The sequence below is a fragment of the Streptomyces sp. NPDC094147 genome (genome assembly GCF_044764265.1).
Classification (GTDB): Bacteria; Actinomycetota; Actinomycetes; order Streptomycetales; family Streptomycetaceae; genus Streptomyces.
This window is the reverse complement of record NZ_JBIWHT010000012.1, coordinates 128,847-149,658: the sequence shown is the minus strand read 5'-3', so window position 1 is coordinate 149,658 and position 20,812 is coordinate 128,847. Positions and strand designations below refer to the sequence as shown.

The window sequence follows — 20,812 nt, the reverse complement described above, 5'->3', positions numbered from 1 at the left end:
GTCAACCGCCGGGCCCGCGCGCGGAGTTGAGCCAGCGGTACTGGAGCTCCGGGCGGCCGATCTGGCCGTACTGCGGGGTGCGCTCGGCGCGTCCGGTGGTGACCAGGTGCTCCAGGTAGCGGCGGGCGGTGATCCGCGAGATGCCCACCGCGAGGCCGGTCTCGGCCGCCGTCACCCCGTCGGGCGCCTCGCGCAGCGTCCGCGTGACCGCCTGAAGGGTCGGCGCACTCAGCCCCTTGGGGAGCGCCGAGGCCTGCGGGGCGCGCAGCGCGGCGAGCGCCCGGTCGACCTCCTCCTGCCCGCTCGCCTCCCCGGCCGTCGCCCGGAACTCGGCGTACCGCACCAGGCGGTCGCGCAGCGTCGGGAACGTGAACGGCTTCAGTACGTACTGCACGACCCCGAGCGAGACGCCCTCGCGCACCATCGTCAGATCGCGGGCCGAGGTCACCGCGATGACATCGGCGCCGTACCCGGCCGCCCGCAGCGACCGTACGAGCTGGAGGCCGTGCCCGTCGGGGAGGTACAGGTCGAGCAGCAGCAGGTCGACCTCGGTCCGCTCAAGGGCGCGCAGCGCCTCGGCCCGCGAGTGCGCGACCCCCACGGCGGTGAAGCCGGGCACCCGGCCGACGTAGAGCCGGTGCGCCTCGGCGGCGACGGGATCGTCCTCGACCACCAGCACTCTGATCATGCGTGCACTCCCTGCTCTATCGGCAGCCGTACGGTGAACTCGGCGCCTCCGTACGGACTTCGGGCCAGTGCGATGGTGCCGCCGTGCCGGGCCGCGGTCAGCCGCACCAGCGCGAGGCCGAGGCCGCGCCCCGGGCTCTTGGTCGACCAGCCCCGTTCGAACACGGCCTCGGCGGCGGCCGGATCGACGCCGGGCCCGCTGTCCGCGACCCGCACCAGGAGCTGACCGTCCTCGGTGGTGAGCGTGACGGCGACCTCGGCGGCCGCGCTGCCCTGCGCCGCGTCCACCGCGTTGTCGATCAGATTGCCGAGCACGGTGACGAGGTCGCGGGCGGGCAGGGTGGCCGGCAGCAGACCGTCCCCGATGGCGCTGCCCTCGGTGAGGACCAGCTCCACGCCGTGCTCGTTGGCCTGCGCCGCCTTGCCGAGCAGCAGCGCGGCGAGCACCGGCTCGCCGACCGCGGTGACCACCTGGTCGGTCAGCGCCTGGGCCAGCTCCAGCTCGGCGGTCGCGAACTCGACGGCCGCCTCGACCCGGCCCAGCTCGATGAGGGAGACCACCGTGTGCAGCCGGTTGGCGGCCTCGTGCGCCTGCGCCCGCAGCGCCTGGGTGAATCCGCGCTCGGAGTCCAACTCCCCCGAGAGCGCCTGGAGTTCGGTGTGGTCGCGCAGGGTCACGACGGTGCCGCGCTGCCCGCCGGACGAGACCGGCCGGCTGTTCAGGACCACGATCCGGTCGGCCGTCATGTGCACCTCGTCCCCCCGTGGCTCGGAGGCGAGCAGCGCCCCGGCGAGCGGGGCGGGCAGGCCGAGCCCGGCCACCCAGCGGCCCACCGCGTCCTCGCCGAGCCCGAGCAGCTCGCGCCCGCCGTCGTTGATGAGCGCGATCCGCCGCTGACCGTCGAGCATCAACAGCCCCTCCCGCACGGCGTGCAGGGTGGCCTGGTGGTAGTCGTGCATGCGGCTCAGCTCGGCGGCGTTCATGCCGTGCGTGTGGCGGCGCAGCCGCGCGTTGATCACGTAGGTGCCGAGCCCGCCGAGCGCGAGCGCGCCGCCCGCCATGCCGGCCAGCGCCACCAGCTGCTTGCGCACCTGCTTGCTGATGTTGTCGATGGTGATGCCCGCGCTGACGAGCGCAGTGATCCGGCCATGATCATTTTGATCCAGGACCGGCGTCACGACCCGTACGGACGGTCCGAGCACCCCCATGTGGGTCTCGGTGAACGTTTTCCCGCGCAGCGCCGGGGCGATGTCCCCGAGGTACTTCTTCCCGATCTCGCCCGGCACCGGATGCGTCCAGCGGATGCCGTCCGGGGCCATGACCACGACGAAGTCGACGCCGGTCGTGCCGCGCAGCGTCTCCGCGTACGGCTGGAGCGCGGCCGTGGGGTCCTTGGTGCGGGCCGCCGCCACCACGGCGGGCGAGGCGGCGACGGAGGTCGCGGTCGCGATGGCCTGACGGCGCGCGGTCTCCGCGGCCTGGGCCCGGTCGGTGACGTACGAGAAGAGCGCGCACCCCGCGACGATCGCCGCGACCAGCACCACCTGCATGGCGAAGAGCTGGCCGGCGAGACTTCGGGGTCCGGGGAGGCGCATGCCGTAAGTGTGCTGGCTGGTTCTGTATGAACGAAATGCACGCAAGGGTGACCGGGGTCACATCGTGCTGGATAGTCGCGGGGATCGTTCCCTCGGCCATCGGGACATGGCCGCAGCCGCAATCGAGGAGGAACCCCCGTGGCAGACGCAGCCGCACGGGTGGACCGCCCCCGGGCCCCCAGGGCCCAGGGCGGTACCCGCACGCACTATCTCTACCTGGCCGTGATCGGCGCGGTGCTGATCGGCATCGCCGTGGGCTTCGCGGCGCCGGGGGTCGCCGTCGAGCTGAAGCCGATCGGCACCGGGTTCGTGAACCTGATCAAGATGCTGATCTCGCCGATCATCTTCTGCACCATCGTGCTCGGCGTCGGCTCGGTCCGGAAGGCCGCCAAGGTCGGCGCCGTCGGCGGTCTGGCGCTCGGCTACTTCCTGGTGATGTCGACGGTGGCGCTCGCCATCGGCCTGCTGGTCGGCAACGTCCTGGAGCCCGGCTCCGGTCTGCACCTGACCGAGGCGGTACGGCACGCGGGGGCCAAGCAGGCCGCGGGTGCGAGCGAGTCGACGGCCGACTTCCTGCTCGGGATCATCCCGAAGACGCTGGTGTCGGCGTTCACCGAGGGGCAGGTCCTCCAGACCCTCCTGATCGCCCTGCTCGCGGGCTTCGCGCTCCAGGCGCTCGGCGCGGCGGGACAGCCGGTGCTGCGCGGCGTCGAGCACATCCAGAAGCTGGTCTTCCGCATCCTGGCGATGGTGATGTGGGTGGCGCCGATCGGCGCCTTCGGCGCGATCGCGGCGGTGGTCGGCGAGACCGGCGTGGACGCCCTGAAGTCCCTCGCGGTCATCATGATCGGCTTCTACATCACCTGCGCGCTGTTCGTCTTCGTCGTCCTCGGCACCATCCTGAAGCTGCTGACCGGCGTGAACATCTTCCGCCTCCTGAAGTACCTGGGCCGGGAGTTCCTGCTGATCCTCGCCACGTCGTCGTCGGAGTCGGCGCTGCCGCGGCTGATCGCGAAGATGGAGCACCTGGGCGTGAGCCGGTCGGTGGCCGGCATCACGGTGCCGACGGGGTACTCGTTCAACCTGGACGGCACCGCCATCTACCTGACGATGTCCTCGCTGTTCATCGCGAACGCGATGGGCAAGCCGCTGGGCGCGGGCGAGCAGATCTCGCTCCTCGTCTTCATGGTCATCGCCTCGAAGGGCGCGGCGGGCGTGACGGGCGCGGGACTCGCCACCCTGGCGGGCGGGCTCCAGTCGCACCGACCCGAGCTGGTGGACGGCGTGGGCCTGATCGTCGGCATCGACCGCTTCATGAGCGAGGCGCGGGCGCTGACCAACTTCGCGGGCAACGCGGTGGCGACGGTGCTTGTCGGCACCTGGACCAAGGAGATCGACAAGGCCCGCGTCGAGGAGGTCCTGGCGGGCCGCCTCCCCTTCGACGAGCAGATGCTGACGCAGGACGACCCGGCCCTGCCGGACCAGCGCGAGCCCGACAAGTCGCCGACTCCGGTGGCTACTTGAGAATATTGACGGCGCGCGCGACCACCAGCACGACAGTCAGCAGCGACACCGCCGACTGAAGCATCATCAGCATCTTCGCCCACCGGTTCAGCGGCATCACATCGGTCGGACTGAACGCGGTGGCGTTGGTGAAGGACAGATACAGATAGTCGGGGAACGCCGGTTCCCAGTGCGGCGGGGCGAGTTCGGGGCTCTGCATCTGCGGGAAGAGGAAGTCGGGGTGGGAGCGGGTGGCCTGCATCCGGGCGATCGGCCCGCCCCGGTCCCACTCCCAGTACCAGAGCGCGAAGGCGATCACATTGGTCAGCCAGATGCCGCCGCCCGTCACGAGCAGCGCCCCGGCATCGCCGCCCTCCACACCCCGTACGAGCCCGACCACGAGCCGCACCGCCGACCAGCCGTTGGCGGCGCTGATACAGGCGATCAGCACGAGCCCGGCCAGCCGGTAGAGCCGCGAGGCGCGCTCGATGCGTACGGGGTTGCCCGCGATCAGCGCCACCACGAGCGCGAGCTCCAGCGCGGGCAGCAGCCAGACGGGATGGATCGACAGCCGCTCGGGCAGCGTCCACTGCAACCCGACGGCGGTCAGCACCGCAACCGTCGAGGCCCATCGCGTTTCCCCCTGAGTCACCCGCAGCCAGGCAGGCAGCGGCCGGTGCTCGGACTCTTCATGCGGTACGTGTGTCACCGGGCCCATGCTGCCGGGCGAGCGGGCGGGGGGCCAACCCGGGGTCCGGACCCGTCGCCCGTCAGCCGAAGGCCTTCACCGCCCGGTAGTACGTCCAGGCCGGCGCGGATGCCCGACGTCTGCTTCGCGCCACCGTACGCCGCGCACACGCGCTTCGGGTCTTCGTGCAGGGCGCCGTCCAGGCGGCTCTTGTGGGCGGGGAAACCGGCCTGCCGCCTTGTAGTTGCGGGAGCCCAAGTCGTGGCGGGCGCAGGGCAGTTTGACGGGGAAGCCGAAGGGGTTGTCGGGGGGCTTGGGGCAGTAGTCCGTCGACCGGTCGGAGTCGTACGCCGCCCAGGCGGACTGCGCGTTGCGGGCTACCCGCGCAGCGCCGCTGCCACTACCTCCGCCGTGCGGTCCGCCGGGACCCCCGCCGAGAGCAGGAGGGTCGTCGCGGCCGCGCGGCCCGCCTCCGAGGCCGGCAGGGCGCCCTCGTTGACCGCTTCCATCAGGCCGAACAGGGCCTGCTCGTGGACGTAGGCGAGGGCGGCCGGGGGGAGGGGAGAGGTGAACGCGCCCTGGCGCACGCCCAGTTGGAGCAGGTCCACGCACTCCTTGCGGACCGGGGCCAGGCGCTGCTTGATGCCCGCCATGGTGACGCTGCGCTGGGCCAGGGCGACCAGGAGCCGGTAGCGGTCGGCGATCGCCCAGACCGCGAGGGTGGCCCGCGCCAGCGCCTCGGCCGGGTCGGTGACGCCCTCGCGCCCCTCGCGGTGCGCGTCGGCGACGGTCTCCGCCGCCTCGTCCACCAGTGCCGCGATCAGCGCGTCCCGGCTCGGGAAGTGCCCGTACACGGTGCGCCGTACGACCCCCGCCGCGCGGGCGATCTGGTCCATCGACGCGTCCGGGTCGCGCAGCAGCTCGGCGAAGGCGACCTCCATGATGCGGCGGCGGTTCGCGTCGGCGCGGCCCCCCGAAGGGGCGGCAGGGGTAGCAGTCACAGGGCCATTTTGCACAGCGGCGTGCAGAGGCGTAAATTGCACAGCAGTGTGTAATTGCACAATGATGTGCAAGTTGATCTCCTGTCGTGGAAGGGTGAGACACCGTGGGTCTCGTCATCAACCAGCCCGTCGAGAAGATGGGACAGCCCTACCGGCGGCGCTGGTGGGCGCTGCTCGTGCTCTGCCTCAGCCTGCTGATCATCGTGATGGCGAACACCGCCCTCACCGTCGCCGCGCCCGACATGACCAAGGACCTCGGGCTCAGCAGCTCCGACCTCCAGTGGGTCATCGACGGCTACACCGTCCCGTACGCGGCGCTGATGCTGCTGCTCGGCGCGATAGGCGACAAGTACAGCCGGCGCGGCGCGCTCGTGCTCGGTCTGCTCGTCTTCGCGGGCGCCTCGGTGGCCGGCTCGCTCGTCGACAGCTCGACGGGCGTCATCGCCTCCCGCGCGGTCATGGGCGTCGGCGCCGCGCTGATCATGCCCGCCACCCTGTCGCTGCTCGCCTCGACGTTCCCGCGCGCGGAACGCGCCAAGGCGATCCTGCTGTGGACCGCCACCGCCGGCATCGCCATCGCCGCCGGCCCCCTGGTCGCCGGGGCGCTCCTGGAGAACCACGGCTGGGCCTCGACGTTCCTCATCAACGTGCCGATCGCGCTCCTCGCGGTCGTCGGCGCGTTCGTCCTCGTACCGCCGTCCAAGGCCGCCCACCACGACCGGATCGACTACGTCGGCGGACTGCTCTCGGTCGTCTCCGTCGGCGCGCTCGTCTACATGATCATCCAGGGGCCGCACTTCGGCTGGGACGCCAAGGCGATCGGCGCCGCCGTCGTCGCGGGCCTCGGCCTGATCGTCTTCGTGCTGTGGGAGCTGCGCCACCCGCGGCCCGTCCTCGACGTGCGCCGCTTCGCGCACCGGATGTTCTCCGGCTCGCTGCTCGCCGTCGCCCTCTTCTTCCTCGCGGTCTTCGGCGCCTTCTACTACCTCACCCAGCACCTCCAGTTCGTGCTCGGCTACACCCCGCTGGAGACCGGCGTCCGCATGCTGCCGCTGGCCGGCGCGGTCTTCGTGGGCTCCGCGCTCACCGGGCTCCTCACGCCCCGGCTCGGCATGAAGGTCACCGTCACGGCCGGCATGGTCGCGGGAACCGTCGCGCTCGCCCTGCTCACCCGGGTCGACGCCGGTTCCGGGTACGGGGACTTCCTCGCCCCGCTGATCATCCTCGGCGTGGCCATCGGGCTCGCCCTGTCGCCCTGCACCGACGCGATCATGGGCGCCTTCCCGGAGGCCGAGCTCGGCGTAGGCGGCGCCGTCAACGACACCTCGCTCGAACTCGGCGGCTCGCTCGGCATCGCCATCCTCGGCTCGGTGCTCGCCAAGTCGTACTCCTCGCACCTCGCGGACGCGACCGCCGGTACGAAGCTGCCCGCATCCGCGCTCGCCACCGCCCAGGACTCGGTCGGCGCCGGATACGCCGTCGCCCAGGGCATCGGCGAACAGGCCAAGCAGCTCGGCGCCCAGGCCCTGCACGCGGCCTCCCCCCAGCAGGCCGCCCAGCTCAAGGCCCAGGCCGAGCAACTCACCACGGGCGCCCAGCAGATGAGCCACGCGGTCGGCTCCGCCTTCTCCGACGCGGTCGCCCACACCAGCCTCATCGGCGCGGTGATCCTGGGCGTCGGAACCGTCCTGGTGGCAGTGCTCCTGCCGCGTCGGGGCACGCCCGCCGCACAGGAGGACGCGGCCGTGCGGGAGCGCGAGCCCGTCGAGGTCTGAGAACCTGACGGCCCATCAGGGCAGCAGGGCCAGCTCCTCCCCGCTCAGTACGAGGTCGGCCGCGCCCGCCGAGTCCCGTACGGACTCGGGGCGGCTGGCCCCCGGGATCGGGATCAGCGACGGGGAGAGCGTCAGCAGCCAGGCCAGAGCGACCTGTTGCGGGCTGACGCCCCGGCCCCTCGCCACCGTGTGGAACGCGGATTCCGGCGCGGGGCCGCCCGGTCCGTCAAGGGCGCTGCGCGAGATCCCGCCCAGCGGGCTCCACGGCAGGAAGGCGAGCCCGAGCTCGGCGCAGAGCCGCAGCTCGGGCTCGCTGTCGCGTACGGCGGGGGAGTAGCGGTTCTGTACGGAGGCGAGCAGGCCGCCCAGGACCGACCTCGCCTCGCGGATCTGGGCGACGGACGCGTTCGAGACGCCGACCGCGCGGATCTTGCCCTCCGCCGCCAACTCCCGCAGTGCGCCGAGGGATTCCGCGAACGGGACGCCGGGATCCGGCTTGTGCAGCTGGTAGAGGCCGATCGCCTCGACGCCGAGCCGCTTCAGCGAGGCCTCGGCGGCCCGCCGCAGATGGCGCGGGTCGCCGTTCATCGTCCAGCCGCCGTCGTCGGTGCGCCCCCGGCCGCCCTTGGTCGCGACCAGGACGTGGTCGGTGGCGCCGCCGTACGAGGCGAGGGCGCGGGCGACGAGGAGCTCGTTGTGGCCGGGCTCGCCGCCGGGCGCGTAGTAGGAGTCGGCGGTGTCGATGAGCGTGATGCCCGCATCCAGCGCGGCGTGCACGGTGGCGAGGGCGCGTGCCTCGTCGGGGCGGCCCTCGATGGACAGCGGCATCGCCCCGTAGCCGATCGCGCCGACCTCGTACGGTCCAAGTGTGCGGTACTGCATGTCAGTTGACCCCTGTCGTCTCGCCGACGGCGCGCGTCAGCCAGTTGTCGGTGTGCGAGAAGGTGAAGCCGAGCGCGGTGGCGCGGGAGGTGTCCATCCCGTACGAGCGGGCGAAGGAGAACGGCGAGACCTCGCCGACCTCGACCGGCTGGTACCGCACGGGGCCGTGCCCGCCGCCCAGTACGGCCGTGATCGCGGACACGATGTCCTCGGTGGTCAGCGGCCCGTGCGAGGCGGCGTTCACCGGCCCGGTGAACTCCTGCCGGGTCACCCAGAACAGGAACTCGGCGATCTCGTCCACGTGGATGTACGTCGCCGGGCGGTTCGCCGCCGCCACCGCGACCGGGGCGCCGGTGCGGATCCGGTCCGCGTAGTGGGCCAGCCGGCCGGTGAAGTCGTCGGCCCCGCCCAGGACATGGGCCACCCGCACCGACACGTACGGGAACTCGGGGCCCGCCGCGAACACCGCCTCGGCCTGGCGCTTGCCCTCGCCGTAGTGGCGCTCGCGGAACTCCGGGTCCTGCCAGGGGAGACCGGGCGTGACGACGACCGTACGCGGATCGAGGCTCGCCTCGCCGACCGGCTCGGCCGAGTCCTCGTACTCGTACACCTCGACCGTCGACGTCATGACGTACCGCGCGGTGCGGCCGGTGAAGACGCGGCGGGCGACGGCCGCCTGGCGCGGGGTGTAGCAGACCTGGTCGACCACCACGTCGAAGGCGCGCTCGCCGAGCGCGGCCACCAGGGACGCCTCGTCGTCGCGGTCGGCGATCAGCTGGACCACGCCGGGCGGCGGTGGCGCCGAGCCGCGGTTGAGGACGGTCACCCGGTCACCGGCCGCGCGCAGCCGCGCGATCAGCCGCTTGCCGAAGTAGCGGTTGCCTCCGATGACCAGCACCTCGCGCATATCGTCAAACCCCTTCCCACCTGCGGTTTCTCCGGGGTACCAGTGTTACGTTGGCGGGCCGAGGACTGAAGGGGGAAACATGGGAGATCTCGCCGCCGTACCGAAAGAACCACGGCATTCGCGCAACGCCGCCCACGATTCGTCGGCGGGCTTCGATCAGGTCGACCGGCAGCTCCTGGACGTCGTCCAGCGGGAGGGCCGGATCAAGCTCAGCGAGCTGGGCCGGCGGGTCCGGCTGAGCCCGGCCGCGGTCACCGAGCGGCTGCGGCGCCTGGAGAGCAGCGGGGCGATCACCGGGTACGCGGCGCGGGTCGACACGGCCCGGCTCGGCTACGGCATCCAGGCCTTCATCCGGGTCAGTCCGCACGGCGGCTACAACCTCAAGCACCCCAGGACCCTGGAGCTGATGGAGCGGCCGGAGATCACCGAGGTGCACCACGTGGTGGGCGAGGACTGCTGGATCATCAAGGTGGCCGTGGCCGACACGATCCACCTGGAGGAGATCCTGGAGCAGACCTCGGCGCTGGGGCGCACCACCACGTCGATCGTGCTCTCCTCACCGGTGGGCGGCCGCGAGGGAAAGCCGCTGCTGCCGCCCACCGCGGGCTGACCGGCCGCAGCGAAGTCCCAGGGAAAGCCGTACGCAAAAGAAGAATGCCCCGGATGAATTGACATCCGGGGCATTCTCTTGAGTATATTGGGTGTTTCGTGTCTTCGGCCATGCGGAAGTCACGAGGAAACCTTATGGGGACACTGTAACGCGTCAGGAGTGGAATTGTCAACCGAGGAATTTCGGAAGGAACAGCAATTCATCACCGGCCTCTACACCCGCCTCGATGAACTGCGGGACCAGGCGGAGGCCGCGACGCGGTCGGCGTTGTCGCAGGCCGGGACCGGTCTTCAGGCGCGACTTGAGCGGGATGTGCTGGTCGCCGAGCAGTCCGGGCTGCTCGCTGCCCTCAATGCGGGCGAGAACGGGCTGTGCTTCGGGCGGCTCGATTTCCGGGACGGGGTGACGCACCATATCGGGCGCATCGGAATCCGCCGGGACGATCGGGAACGTACTCCTGTCGTGATCGACTGGCGGGCCGAAGTCGCCCGGCCCTTCTATCTCGCCACCGGGCATTCACCGATGGGATTGCGGCGCAGGCGGCACATCACCACCCAGGGCCGCACCGTCACCGCGCTCCACGACGAGCTCCTGGACCTGACGGACTCGGAGCGCACCGGGTACGAGGGCGCCAACGCCGACGAGGTGCTGCTCGCCGCGCTGGACGCCGCCCGCACCGGCCGGATGCACGACATCGTGCAGACCATCCAGGCCGAGCAGGACCGCATCATCCGGGCCCCGCACCGGGGCGTGCTCGTGGTCGAGGGCGGGCCGGGCACCGGCAAGACCGTCGTCGCGCTGCACCGGGCGGCGTACCTGCTGTACGAATACCGCGAGCTGCTCGCCCGGCGGGCCGTGCTCATCGTCGGGCCCAACCCGGCGTTCCTCGGCTACATCGGCGATGTGCTGCCCTCGCTCGGCGAGACCGGGGTGCTCCTGTCCACCCTGTCCGAGCTGTTCCCCGGCGTGCACGCGACCGGCACCGACAGCCAGGAGGCGGCCGAGGTCAAAGGCCGCGCCGCCATGGCGGAGGTGCTCGCCCAGGTGGTGCGCGACCGGCAGACCGTGCCCGAGTGGGCCGTCGAGATCGAGCACGAGGGGTACGGCACGATCCAGCTCGACCGGGCGATGGCGGAGGACGCCCGGTGGCGGGCGCGCGAGAGCGGGCTGCCGCACAACCTGGCCCGGCCGCACTTCGCCTTCCACATCATCGACGCGCTCACCGCCCAGCTCGTGGAGCGCATCGGCGCCGACCCCTTCGGCGGGCCGAACCTGCTCGGCCCCGACGACGCCGCCCAGATGGGCAAGGAGATCGCGACCAGCCGCGAGGTGCACGCCGCGATCGAGGAGCTGTGGCCGATGCTGACCCCGCAGCGGCTCGTCGCGGACTTCCTCGCCGATCCGGCCCATCTCCCGGACGGCGACGCCAAGTTGATCCGGCGCGAGGGCGGCGACTGGACGCCGGCCGACGTGCCGCTCCTGGACGAGGCGGCCGAACTGCTCGGCGAGGACGACAGCGCGGCGCGGGCCGCCGCCGAGGCCGAACGCCAGGAGCGGATCGCCTACGCGCAGGGCGTGCTGGACCTCTCGGCGGGCTCGGAGACCTTCGAGTTCGAGGACGAGGAGTCCGAGGTGCTCGCCGCGCACAACATCATCGACGCCGAGCGGATGGCCGAGCGGCACGAGGAGGCCGACCACCGCAGTGCGGCCGAGCGGGCGGCGGCGGACCGGACCTGGGCGTTCGGCCACATCATCGTGGACGAGGCGCAGGAACTGTCCGCCATGGCCTGGCGGCTGCTCATGCGGCGCTGCCCGACCCGCTCCATGACGCTCGTCGGCGACCCCGCGCAGACGGCGGACGCGGCCGGCGTCGGGTCCTGGGAGCGGATCCTGTCGCCGTACGTAGCCGACGGGAACTGGGAACACGTCCGGCTCGGCGTCAACTACCGGACCCCCGCCGAGATCATGGACGTCGCCGCCGAGGTGCTGCGGGACGCCGACCCGTCCTTCGTGCCGCCGCGCTCCGTGCGGTCGACGGGGGTGCGGCCCTGGGCGCGTCGCGTCGCACCCGACGCGCTTGCCTCTGCGGTGGCGGAGTCCGTGGCGGAGTCGGTCGCGGCCACGACGGGGGCCGGGCGGCTCGCGGTGATCGCGCCGGGGGTGCTGCACGGGGCGCTGCTCGCGGCGCTGCCCGGTGCGGAGTGCGGGGCGGCGCCGGATCTCACCCGGGAGGTCGTGCTGCTCGACCCGCGCCAGGCCAAGGGGCTGGAGTTCGACACGGTGCTGGTGGTCGAGCCGGGGGAGTACGGGGTGAGCGACCTGTACGTCGCCCTGACTCGGGCCACGCAGCGGGTGGGGGTGCTGCATACGGGGAGCCTGCCGGGGGCGCTGCGCGGCTTGGAGGCCTGACGCTCCCCACCGCGCCGCACCCGTACAGGCCTTGACCAGGCCCGTACGGGTGCGGAAGGGGCTCGGATCCTGTCCCGAGCAGTCCTGACTTGTTACCGGCCAGAACGCAGAGCGGTGGCGGTTCGAGTTCGCCCGCCCCGGCTCTCCTGCTAGCCGAGCAGGACCTTCAGGAGGATGCCTACGGCGTGGACAAGCCCGACCACGACAGTGCCAAGGACGGAGAGAATTGGGAGCACAGTAATCCCCTTGCTGTGAAATGGAGTTTGGCGCCGACTCGGCGGCTCGTTCGAGCAACCCCTGTAACTGTCTGACCCATTGAATGGACACGCCTGGATTCACCCGAACGGGGAAGACGAAATGATTCCCCCGCCCCTTGGGGGTGATCCCCCCCATGCCCGGACGACCCCGCCTGGGGCTGCACAATGCGTTGGCAGCGCATACGCAAGACGTTCCTGTACCAGCATCCGTGGTGCGTACGGTGTGGTCGCACGGCCGTCAGGGGGGGACTCCCCTGAACTCCCGCTCCAGTTCGGCAGGGAGGTGGAAAACTCGCATGGCTCATTGGGCCATTCCTGTGGGTGTCGCCGGCAACCAGCTGCGGCGCATTTGTATTCACCCGACCCGAAGTGGGAAATTGATCGAGACGCTCGCCATCCTCGGTGGGGATTCCGGCGTCGACATCTTTATCGCGCGGACCCGTGGCAATATCAATGACCAGCGGGCCATTCGGGAGACGCTTAAGGTCAAAAGAGGCGTCCGTTCATTTCTCGGACCGGTTCTTCAACGGCCATGACTTCTTGACGCGTTGGACGCGCTGCGGGCCGTGGGTGGCTTGTCGCGCAGGTCCCCGCGCCCCTGGCAGGGTGCATACCCGGTCCGTCCGTCATGGGGGTCCCCCCTGGCCCTTGAGGCCTTGGGGAGAGTTCGAGGACGAGCGCCCTTCAGGTGCGAGCGGGGTCTGGGGCGGAGCTCCAGGGCCCCGGCGGCGGCGCCGTGCTCTCGCGGGGCTGGAGGCGCGGCAGCGGGTCCTGGACCTGGCGGGGTTCGCCGCCGTCGAGGAGGTCGAGCAACTGCTGCGCGGCGCGGTGGCCGAACTCGTCCGCCTTCCTTACCAGCGCGGTGAGTTGGGGGTGCAGGGTGTGGCAGATCACCGAGTCCTCCCAGGACACCACCGAGACGTCCCGGGGGATCAGCAGTCCGCGCTCGGCGGCCACGCTCACCGCCGCCACCGCCATCACCTCGTTGTCGCAGATGAGGGCGGTGGGCGGGGTCGGCCCCGAGAACAGTCTCCTTGCCGCCTTGGCCCCCTGGCGGTCCGTGAAGTCCGTTGTCACGGACACCGCGTGTTCCAGGTTCAGCCTGCGGGCCGCCGCTCGCAGTGAGGCGATCCTGCGGGCCGTGTGGGCGAAGCCCGGCGTGCCCGCGATGTGGGCGATGCGGCGGTGGCCGAGCGCGTACAGATGACGGACGATCAGGTCCATCGCGCCGGAGTCGTCGGCCCAGATGTTGGACAGCCGTGCCTGGCGCGGGAGTTGAGGCGCGCCCGGGTTCCCGGGTGCCTCCGTGCCGCCGATGATGACGGCGGGCAGGCCGAGGACCGCGAGGGTCTCGGGGCGGGGGTCGGAGACCCTCGGGTCGACCACGATCACCCCGTCGACGCGGCCCTCCGCCCACCAGCGCCGGTACAGCTCGCACTCCGCCTGGACGTCCTCGACCATCTGGAAGACCAGCGCGTGGTCGCGCGGGGCGAGGCTCGCCTGGATGCCCGAGACGAGCTGGAGGAAGAACGACTCCACGCCCAGGCTGTCCGCCGGGCGGGCGAGCACCATGCCGACCGCGCCGGCGTTCTCGCCGGAGAGCGCGCGGGCGGCTGAGCTGGGCCGCCAGCCGAGCCGGTCGGCGACCCGTATCACCCGGCGGCGGGTCGAATCGGACACCCCGGGCCGGTTGTTGAGGGCGAAGGAGACGGCGCTCGTGGAGACGCCGGCCTCTCTGGCCACGTCTTTCATGGTCGGGCGGCGGGGCGGCGACGCATCGTTTTCGATCTCGCTCATGCGCCGATGGTAACGCGGTTTAGCTGATCGGAACTAAAGCGCCTTAGTTGTCCGCTGTTTTTCGGGACTTTAGTCCTATTTAGCTGTGCTGACCTGCGAGTTTAGCCAATGGGCTCACTTATTCGGTATTGACGGCCAATTAATTCGCGCTGCATGGTGTGCGGCAACGTCATCGGGACGAGGCGAAGGAGTCAGCCACTCATGTCCATTCATCGCAGTGTCGCGATCCGGACGGCCGTCGGGCTCGGCGCGGCCCTCTCGCTCACCGTGCTCACCGCGTGCGGTGGCGGCGGGAGCGGCGCGGGTTCCGCCACCGACGGGAAGGTCGAGGGCGAGATCAAGTTCCAGACCTGGAACCTCCGCGCCAACTTCAAGGACTACTTCGACGGCGTCATCCAGGACTTTGAGAAGGCGAACCCCGGCACCAAGGTGAAATGGGTGGACCAGCCCGCCGACAACTACGCCGACAAGCTGAGCGCCGACGCCTCCGCCGGCACCCTGCCCGATGTCGTGAACCTCTCCCCGGATCTCGCCTATCCGCTCGCCAAGGCGGGCACCCTGCTCAACCTGGACAAGGACAAGGTCGCCGCCAAGTTCAAGCCCGAGTACCTCGACGGCGCCTGGCAGGGCTTCGGCATGCCGGGCCTGGACGGCTCGTACGCCCTTCCCTGGTACCTCAACACCGGCCCGCTCTTCTACAACAAGGCCATGTTCAAGGACGCGGGCCTCGATCCGGAGAAGGCGCCCAAGACGTTCGACGAACTCTTCGCGGACGCCGCCCAGTTGGCGAAGAAGGGCAAGGCGACCCTCGCGCAGCCGCCGACCGTCGAGGACTTCGGGCGGTACGGCGTCGACATCATGAGCAAGGACGGGAAGAGCTTCACCTTCAACGACGCCAAGGGTGTCGACTTCCTGGCGAAGTATCAGGACATGTTCAAGGAAGGCGGGCTGCACAAACAGGCGCTGACGCTGACCGCCGAGACGGCCGGGCAGAAGTTCCTCCAGCAGGAGGTCGCCATGAACCCGGGCAGCGCCCACGACCTGGACACCTTCAAGAAGAACGCCCCGACGCTCTACAGCAGCCTCGGCATCACCGACGTACCGACCAACACCGGCAAGCAGAACATGTACTTGCAGGGACTCTCGGTCAACTCGCAGAGCAAGAACGCCGCGACCGCGCTCGCCTTCGCGCACTTCGTAACCGACCAGAAGAACCAGGAGGACTTCGGCCACAAAGTCGCCGTCTTCCCCAGCACCAAGGGGTCGCTCGACAAGGAGTACTGGACCAGGGCCGACGGTACGGAGGAGGGCAAGATCCGGGTCGCCTCGGCCAAGATGCTGCCGACCGCCGTCAACTACACCCCGGTCCTGTTCAGCGACGAGATGAAGACGATCCTGCGCAACGAGATCGCCAAGTGCCTCCAGGGCAAGGAGTCCCCGAAGGAGGCCCTGGACAGCGCGGCGGGCCAGATGACCAAGCTGCTTGAGCAGAAGTGACCCGGCGGGCCCCTCGATGAGCACCTCGACCCGGCATGTCACCGTCCAGGGGGCCATGGGCCGCCCGCGCGCCGCCGCCACCGGCGAGCGCGCGGGCCGCGCCGCCGCCCGCACCCACAAGCCGTTCAGCCCCTGGCTGTTCCTGGCGCCGGCCCTCCTGGTCACCCTGGCGTTCAACCTCTACCCGTTCCTCGCCACCGTGTGGAAGTCGTTCACCGACGCCCGCACCCTCACCACCGGCAGCTTCGTCGGCTTCGACAACTTCACCGCGCTCCTGGACGACGAGCAGTTCTGGGTGGCGCTGCGCAACAGCGCGCTGTACGTGGTCCTGGTCGTGCCCTGCCTGGTCTTCCTGCCGCTGCTGCTCGCGCTCCTGGTGCAGCGGCACATCCCCGGCATCGCCTTCTTCCGGTCCGCGTACTACACACCGGTCGTGGCGTCCGTGGTGGTCGTCTCCCTGATGTGGGTGTGGATGCTGGACGACCGGGGCCTGGTCAACGGCGTCCTGCGCCTGGTGGGCGTGGACCCGGTGCCGTTCCTGTCCAACCAGTGGCTGCTGCTGCTCAGTTCGATGGCGCTGACCGTGTGGAAGGGCCTCGGTTACTACATGATCATTTACTTGGCGGCGCTCGCGAACGTACCCAGGGAGCTGCACGAGGCCGCCGAGGTCGACGGCGCGGGCCCCGTCCGCCGCTTCGTCTCCATCACCATGCCGTCCGTGCGCTCCACCATGGTCCTGGTCGCCGCCCTCTCCTCGGTCTCCGCCTTCAAGGTCTTCACCGAGGTCTTCATGATCGCCGGGCAGACCGGCGGACCCGGCGGCGCCGACACCACCCTCGTCATGCTCATCCAGCGGGTCGGCACCGGACTCCAGGGCCGCACCGGCTACGCCTCGGCCATGTCGATCGTGCTGTTCCTGCTGACCCTGGTCCTGATGCTCCTCGTGCTGCGGGCCGACCGGAAGGACAAGGACTGATGGCCGCCGTCACCCGCACCCCCGCCCCGCCGCGCCGGGGAGGCGTACCCCGCTGGCGCAAGGCGCTGCGGTACGCGGCCCTCCTGATCGTGCTGCTGATCATGATCGGGCCGTTCCTGTGGCAGCTGTCCACCTCGCTCAAGGGCACCACCGAGGACATCTACACCTCGCCGCCCGGACTGCTGCCCGAGCATCCGACCTTCGCCAACTACCGGGGCGTCGCCGACATCATCCCGGTCTGGGACTTCGTCCTGAACTCCGTGAAGGTCGCCGTCAGCAACGTGGCGACCAATGTGGCCGGCGCCGCGATGGCCGGATACGCGCTCTCCCGGCTCCGGTTCAAGGGCCGGGGCGCCGCCGGGATCGTCTTCGTGCTGGCCCTCCTGGTGCCGATGGAAGCGACCATGCTGGCCCAGTTCGCGACCATGCGCACCCTCGAACTCAACAACACCCTGGTCGCCGTCGTGCTGCCCGGCTGCATCGGCGCGATGAACGTGCTGCTGATGCGGAACGCCTTCGACAACCTTCCGTACGAGATCGAAGAGGCGGCCGTCGTGGACGGCGCCAACGTCTGGCAGCGGTTCACCCGCATCGCGCTGCCCGCCGTCAAGGGCACCCTCGCGGTCGTCGCGATCTTCGCCTTCATGGGCGCCTGGGACGACTTCCTGTGGCCCCTGATCGTGCTGTCCGACTCCGACCACTTCACGCTCACCGTCGGCCTGAACTTCCTGCACGGCACGTTCTCCAACAACCAGCGGGTCGTCGCGGCGGGCACCGTCATCGCCGTCGCGCCGCTGATCGTGATGTTCGCCTGCCTGCAGCGGTTCTTCTTCAAGGGCGTCGGCGAGGGCGCCGTCAAGGGCTGAACACCAACTCCCCTTCCGCAGAACTAGCTTGGAGCACACCCCATGACGGCCCCCCGCTTCGGCGTCAACTACACGCCCAGCCAAGGCTGGTTCCACCACTGGCTCGACTACGACCCGGACGCGGTGCGCGCCGACCTCGACTCGATCGCGGCCCTCGGCCTCGACCACGTACGCGTCTTCCCGCTCTGGCCCTACTTCCAGCCCAACCGCACCCTGATCCGGCCCCGCGCGGTCGAACACCTCGTGAAGCTCGCGGACGCCGCCGCCGAACGCGGCCTGGACGTCAACGTCGACGGTCTCCAGGGCCATCTATCCAGCTTCGACTTCCTGCCCGCCTGGACCCGAACCTGGCACCGCCGCAACCTCTTCACCGACCCCGAGATCGCCGACGGGCAGGCCGCCTATCTGCGCACCCTGGCCGCCGCCCTCGCCGACCGGCCCAACTTCATCGGCATGACCCTGGGCAACGAGGTCAACCAGTTCTCGGCGGGCCCGCACCCCGACCCCGACCGGGCCACCCCGGCCGAGATCGACACCTGGCTGGAGCGGATGCTGGCGGCCTGCGAACAGGGCGCGCCGGGCCGGCTCCATCTGCACGCCGAGTACGACGCGTGCTGGTACCAGGACGACATGCCGTTCACCCCGGCCCAGGCCGCCCGGCGCGGTGCGCTGACCGCCGTCCACTCCTGGGTGTTCAACGGCACCGCGCAGCTCCACGGGCGCCTCTCCGTGGCGACCGAGCACCACGCCGCCTATCTGATCGAGCTGTCCAAGGCCTGGGCCGACGACCCGCACCGCCCGGTCTGGCTCCAGGAGGTCGGCGCGCCCGCCCCGCTGGTGCCGCCCGTGCACGCCGCCCGCTTCACCGAGTCGACCGTCGAGAACGCCCTGGACTGCCCGGACCTGTGGGGCATCACCTGGTGGTGCTCCCACGACGTCTCGCGCGAACTCGCCGACTTCCCCGAACTCGAATACGGGCTCGGCCTGTTGACCAACGACCGCCGCCCGAAGGACACCGCCCAGGTGCTGGCGCGGACCGCCGCCGCGTTCCGTGACGGCGTACGCACCCACGCCCCCGCACCCCGCACCACCGCGCTGGTCGTCCCCGAGGAGCCGTCGCGCCGCTCCGCGTGCGCCCCCGGCGAACCCGTCTTCGAGGCGTTCTTCCGGCTGACCGCCGACGGCGCCCGCCCCACCACCGTCCTCGACTCGCGCGCACAGGACCACGACCACCTCGCCGCACGCGGCATCACCGAAGTCGTCACCCCCGACCAGGTCCGGTAACGCTCCCGCCAGGAGGCACCCCGTGAACCCCACCAGACGCACCGTCCTGCTCGCCGCCGGAGCCGGCGCAACGGCCGCCGTGCTGCCGTCAACTCCCGCGACGGCCAAGGCGGTTGGCGCCGATCTCGCCACATTCGAGGGGGACACCGCCGCCTCCCTCCAGCCGTACGCCTCCTACTGGTATCCGGACTCGCTGCCCTCGGGCAGCCCGGGTACCGGCATCACCTGGCGCAGCCTCAAGGCCTGGCGCGCGGCGAGCGACGCCGATCTGGCGTTCAACGCGGCGTCCGTGCCGCTCGCCGCGCGCTTCACGCCCACCGCGGTGAACCCGACCGCCCGCAGCGGCCAGGCCCGCATCCAGTCCCTCGTCTCGTTCGGCCCCACCGCCGGCAACCCGTCGCAGGGCGCCGCCACCGCCGACTACTACGCCCTCACGCACTGGGCGTACATCGACGAACTGGTCTTCTGGGGCGGCTCCTCGGGCGAGGGGCTGATCCTCGCGCCGAACGCGCCGATCGTGGACGCCGCCCACCGCCACGGCGTGCCCGTGCTCGGAAACGTCTTCCTGCCGCCCGTCGCCTACGGGGGACAGCTCCAGTGGACCCGCGACCTGGTCCAGAAGGACGCCTCCGGGCGCTACCCGCTGGCGGCCCAGCTCGTCGCGGTCGCCGCCGCGTACGGCTTCGACGGCTGGTTCATCAACGCCGAGACCGACGGCGGCAACACCGCACTCGCCGCGGACATGCTCGGCTTCCTCAAGGAGCTGACGTCGCTCGGCGCGGCCAAGGGGCAGCGCGTCACCTGGTACGACTCGATGACCGCGAACGGCTCGGTGAGCTGGCAGGGCGCGCTCAACAGCCAGAACCAGGCGTTCTACCAGGCAGCCGACGACATGTTCCTCGACTTCCGCTGGACGGCGAACACGCTGGCCTCCTCCGGGCGCAAGGCCGACCAACTGGGCCGCAGCCGCTACGAGTTGAGGGCGGGCGTGGACGTGGAGTCCAACGGCTGGGACACGCCCGTGGACTGGGACGCCATCGTCCCGAGCGGCAGGGCGCACATCGTCTCCTACGGCTTCTACCGGCCCGAGTGGACGCTGGGCCACCTCCCCGCGAACCGCACCCCTGGCGACTTCCACGCGGCCGACGACCGCTTCTGGACCGGCCCCTCCCTCGACCCCTCGCGGCCCGACACCGGCGCGTCCTGGCGCGCCCCGGCCCTCGCCGTCGCCGACCGCTCGACGGTGAGCGCGCTGCCCTTCGCGACGACGTTCAACACCGGGCACGGACCGCGCTGGTACGACGGCGGCAAGGTGACCTCCACCGCCGCCTGGAACCACCTGGGCCTCCAGGACCGGCTGCCGTCGCGCCGCTGGGTCACCCGCACCACCGGCCGGCACCCCGCCGTCACCTTCGACTTCGCGGACGCCTGGCGCGGCGGCAGCAGCGTCCTGGTCGACGGAGCGCCGGGCGCGCCCGTCACCCTCGACCTCTACGCGACGCGCCTTCCGCTCACCGGCCGTACGGTGGTCGAGCTCACCCACCGCGCGGACCGGGGAGACATCACGGTCGAGCTGGCCGTGGCGACGGCCGAGCCCGCGAAGGCGGGTGCCCCCTACCCGTACACCTACCTCCCCGCCGGGACCCTGCGCACGGGCGGCGGCTGGGCGACGACGACCCTGAGCCTCAAGGGCCTGTCCGGGACGGCGAAGGCTCTGGGCGTACGCCTCACCGCGAGCGGCCCGCTGAAGTACCGGATCGGCGCGCTGGCCGTGCGGGAGGACGTACAAGTACCGGGCGCACCCGCCGAGTTGAAGGTGGCTGCCGGGTCGGACGGCCTGCGCTTCAGCTGGCGGCCCGCCCCAGGTCCCGTACGCCACTACGAGCTGCACCGGATCCTGCCCGACGGCACCCGGCGCTTCCTCGGCGGCACCTGCCAGAAGGCGTACTTCGTGCCCGGCCCGGTACCCGAACAGGGCGAGAGGCAAGCACACTTCGAGGTGCGCGCCATAGGCGAGCTGTACACCGCGTCCGGCGCGGCCCCGGCCGTCCACTCCTGGTAACCCGCACTCATCGCA

General features: G+C 71.0%; 17 protein-coding genes and 1 pseudogene. 10 read left to right on the top strand and 8 right to left on the bottom strand.

The genetic code is table 11. From position 1 onward, the window contains the following. Position 1 precedes the first annotated feature (1 nt). Both ACIQ8J_RS19960 and ACIQ8J_RS19955 read right to left on the bottom strand, forming a co-directional pair. Positions 2-688, bottom strand: coding sequence for a response regulator (locus tag ACIQ8J_RS19960; protein WP_403272895.1), 687 nt, complete (start codon positions 686-688; stop codon positions 2-4). Next, complete coding sequence (locus ACIQ8J_RS19955; RefSeq protein WP_403272896.1) at positions 685-2,283, bottom strand: ATP-binding protein; 1,599 nt, start codon at positions 2,281-2,283, stop codon at positions 685-687. The genes ACIQ8J_RS19960 and ACIQ8J_RS19955 overlap by 4 nt, the downstream gene beginning before the upstream one ends. A gap of 138 nt (positions 2,284-2,421) precedes the next feature. On the opposite strand from ACIQ8J_RS19955, the gene ACIQ8J_RS19950 reads away from it, so the two are divergent. Next, complete coding sequence (locus tag ACIQ8J_RS19950) at positions 2,422-3,807, top strand: cation:dicarboxylate symporter family transporter (RefSeq protein ID WP_403272897.1); 1,386 nt, start codon at positions 2,422-2,424, stop codon at positions 3,805-3,807. Here ACIQ8J_RS19950 and ACIQ8J_RS19945 read toward each other — a convergent pair. The 3 genes and pseudogenes from ACIQ8J_RS19945 to ACIQ8J_RS19935 form a co-directional block, all read right to left on the bottom strand. Continuing rightward, positions 3,800-4,495, bottom strand: coding sequence for a hypothetical protein (locus ACIQ8J_RS19945; RefSeq protein ID WP_403272898.1), 696 nt, complete (start codon positions 4,493-4,495; stop codon positions 3,800-3,802). The two genes, ACIQ8J_RS19950 and ACIQ8J_RS19945, sit on opposite strands and share 8 nt — an antisense overlap. A 61-nt stretch (positions 4,496-4,556) precedes the next feature. Continuing rightward, positions 4,557-4,858 (bottom strand): annotated as a pseudogene (locus ACIQ8J_RS19940) (phospholipase A2); the annotation flags it as partial. Further along, entirely contained in the window at positions 4,852-5,415 is a 564-nt protein-coding gene (locus ACIQ8J_RS19935) for a TetR/AcrR family transcriptional regulator (protein ID WP_403273042.1), read from the bottom strand. The gene ACIQ8J_RS19935 and the pseudogene ACIQ8J_RS19940, both read right to left, overlap by 7 nt. 164 nt (positions 5,416-5,579) lie before the next feature. Between ACIQ8J_RS19935 and ACIQ8J_RS19930 the strand changes: the two genes are divergently transcribed. Beyond that, positions 5,580-7,250 carry an MFS transporter gene (locus tag ACIQ8J_RS19930; protein ID WP_403272900.1) on the top strand — a complete coding sequence of 557 codons (1,671 nt, stop codon included), beginning with the start codon at positions 5,580-5,582 and terminating at the stop codon, positions 7,248-7,250. A gap of 15 nt (positions 7,251-7,265) precedes the next feature. Here the strand turns inward: ACIQ8J_RS19930 and ACIQ8J_RS19925 are convergent, their stop codons facing one another. Next, the gene (locus ACIQ8J_RS19925; RefSeq protein WP_403272901.1) at positions 7,266-8,132 is read right to left on the bottom strand and encodes an aldo/keto reductase; all 867 of its coding nucleotides are present in this window, start codon (positions 8,130-8,132) and stop codon (positions 7,266-7,268) included. A 1-nt stretch (position 8,133) separates the two neighbouring features. Beyond that, positions 8,134-9,039, bottom strand: a complete 906-nt coding sequence (locus ACIQ8J_RS19920) for an NAD-dependent epimerase/dehydratase family protein (protein WP_403272903.1) — start codon at positions 9,037-9,039, stop codon at positions 8,134-8,136. 79 nt (positions 9,040-9,118) lie between these two features. Here ACIQ8J_RS19920 and ACIQ8J_RS19915 point away from each other — a divergent pair, with 79 nt between their 5' ends. From ACIQ8J_RS19915 to ACIQ8J_RS19905, 3 genes are all read left to right on the top strand, one after another. Beyond that, positions 9,119-9,649, top strand: a complete 531-nt coding sequence (locus tag ACIQ8J_RS19915) for an Lrp/AsnC family transcriptional regulator (protein ID WP_403272905.1) — start codon at positions 9,119-9,121, stop codon at positions 9,647-9,649. 165 nt (positions 9,650-9,814) lie between these two features. Further along, positions 9,815-12,058 (top strand): HelD family protein, encoded by a 2,244-nt coding sequence (locus ACIQ8J_RS19910; protein ID WP_403272906.1) that lies wholly within the window; start codon positions 9,815-9,817, stop codon positions 12,056-12,058. 553 nt (positions 12,059-12,611) lie between these two features. Then, positions 12,612-12,851 carry a hypothetical protein gene (locus ACIQ8J_RS19905; protein ID WP_403272907.1) on the top strand — a complete coding sequence of 80 codons (240 nt, stop codon included), beginning with the start codon at positions 12,612-12,614 and terminating at the stop codon, positions 12,849-12,851. A gap of 148 nt (positions 12,852-12,999) precedes the next feature. On the opposite strand, the gene ACIQ8J_RS19900 is transcribed toward ACIQ8J_RS19905, so the two are convergent. Next, complete coding sequence (locus ACIQ8J_RS19900) at positions 13,000-14,112, bottom strand: LacI family DNA-binding transcriptional regulator (RefSeq protein ID WP_403272908.1); 1,113 nt, start codon at positions 14,110-14,112, stop codon at positions 13,000-13,002. Between the two features lie 201 nt (positions 14,113-14,313). On the opposite strand from ACIQ8J_RS19900, the gene ACIQ8J_RS19895 reads away from it, so the two are divergent. The 5 genes from ACIQ8J_RS19895 to ACIQ8J_RS19875 are packed head-to-tail and all read left to right on the top strand — an operon-like array spanning position 14,314 to position 20,797. Further along, the gene (locus ACIQ8J_RS19895; protein ID WP_403272910.1) at positions 14,314-15,609 is read left to right on the top strand and encodes an ABC transporter substrate-binding protein; all 1,296 of its coding nucleotides are present in this window, start codon (positions 14,314-14,316) and stop codon (positions 15,607-15,609) included. Positions 15,610-15,664: 55 nt separating this feature from the next. Then, on the top strand, positions 15,665-16,585 hold the full coding sequence (locus ACIQ8J_RS19890) for a carbohydrate ABC transporter permease (RefSeq protein ID WP_403273044.1): 921 nt from the start codon (positions 15,665-15,667) through the stop codon (positions 16,583-16,585). Continuing rightward, complete coding sequence (locus ACIQ8J_RS19885) at positions 16,585-17,451, top strand: carbohydrate ABC transporter permease (RefSeq protein ID WP_403272911.1); 867 nt, start codon at positions 16,585-16,587, stop codon at positions 17,449-17,451. Before ACIQ8J_RS19890 ends, ACIQ8J_RS19885 begins: the two co-directional genes overlap by 1 nt. Before the next feature lie 42 nt (positions 17,452-17,493). Next, positions 17,494-18,735 (top strand): glycosyl hydrolase, encoded by a 1,242-nt coding sequence (locus tag ACIQ8J_RS19880; protein ID WP_403272912.1) that lies wholly within the window; start codon positions 17,494-17,496, stop codon positions 18,733-18,735. Positions 18,736-18,757: 22 nt separating this feature from the next. Further along, the gene (locus ACIQ8J_RS19875) at positions 18,758-20,797 is read left to right on the top strand and encodes an endo-beta-N-acetylglucosaminidase (RefSeq protein WP_403272913.1); all 2,040 of its coding nucleotides are present in this window, start codon (positions 18,758-18,760) and stop codon (positions 20,795-20,797) included. Positions 20,798-20,812 lie beyond the last annotated feature (15 nt).

Coding starts and splice junctions, on each gene's coding strand:
- ACIQ8J_RS19925 (WP_403272901.1), bottom strand. CDS start 8,132: ATGCAGTACCGCACACTTGGACCGTACGAGGTCGGCGCGATCGGCTAC.
- ACIQ8J_RS19900 (WP_403272908.1), bottom strand. CDS start 14,112: ATGAGCGAGATCGAAAACGATGCGTCGCCGCCCCGCCGCCCGACCATG.
- ACIQ8J_RS19960 (WP_403272895.1), bottom strand. CDS start 688: ATGATCAGAGTGCTGGTGGTCGAGGACGATCCCGTCGCCGCCGAGGCG.
- ACIQ8J_RS19915 (WP_403272905.1), top strand. CDS start 9,119: ATGGGAGATCTCGCCGCCGTACCGAAAGAACCACGGCATTCGCGCAAC.
- ACIQ8J_RS19920 (WP_403272903.1), bottom strand. CDS start 9,039: ATGCGCGAGGTGCTGGTCATCGGAGGCAACCGCTACTTCGGCAAGCGG.
- ACIQ8J_RS19905 (WP_403272907.1), top strand. CDS start 12,612: ATGGCTCATTGGGCCATTCCTGTGGGTGTCGCCGGCAACCAGCTGCGG.
- ACIQ8J_RS19890 (WP_403273044.1), top strand. CDS start 15,665: ATGGGCCGCCCGCGCGCCGCCGCCACCGGCGAGCGCGCGGGCCGCGCC.
- ACIQ8J_RS19880 (WP_403272912.1), top strand. CDS start 17,494: ATGACGGCCCCCCGCTTCGGCGTCAACTACACGCCCAGCCAAGGCTGG.
- ACIQ8J_RS19885 (WP_403272911.1), top strand. CDS start 16,585: ATGGCCGCCGTCACCCGCACCCCCGCCCCGCCGCGCCGGGGAGGCGTA.
- ACIQ8J_RS19955 (WP_403272896.1), bottom strand. CDS start 2,283: ATGCGCCTCCCCGGACCCCGAAGTCTCGCCGGCCAGCTCTTCGCCATG.
- ACIQ8J_RS19895 (WP_403272910.1), top strand. CDS start 14,314: ATGTCCATTCATCGCAGTGTCGCGATCCGGACGGCCGTCGGGCTCGGC.
- ACIQ8J_RS19935 (WP_403273042.1), bottom strand. CDS start 5,415: ATGGAGGTCGCCTTCGCCGAGCTGCTGCGCGACCCGGACGCGTCGATG.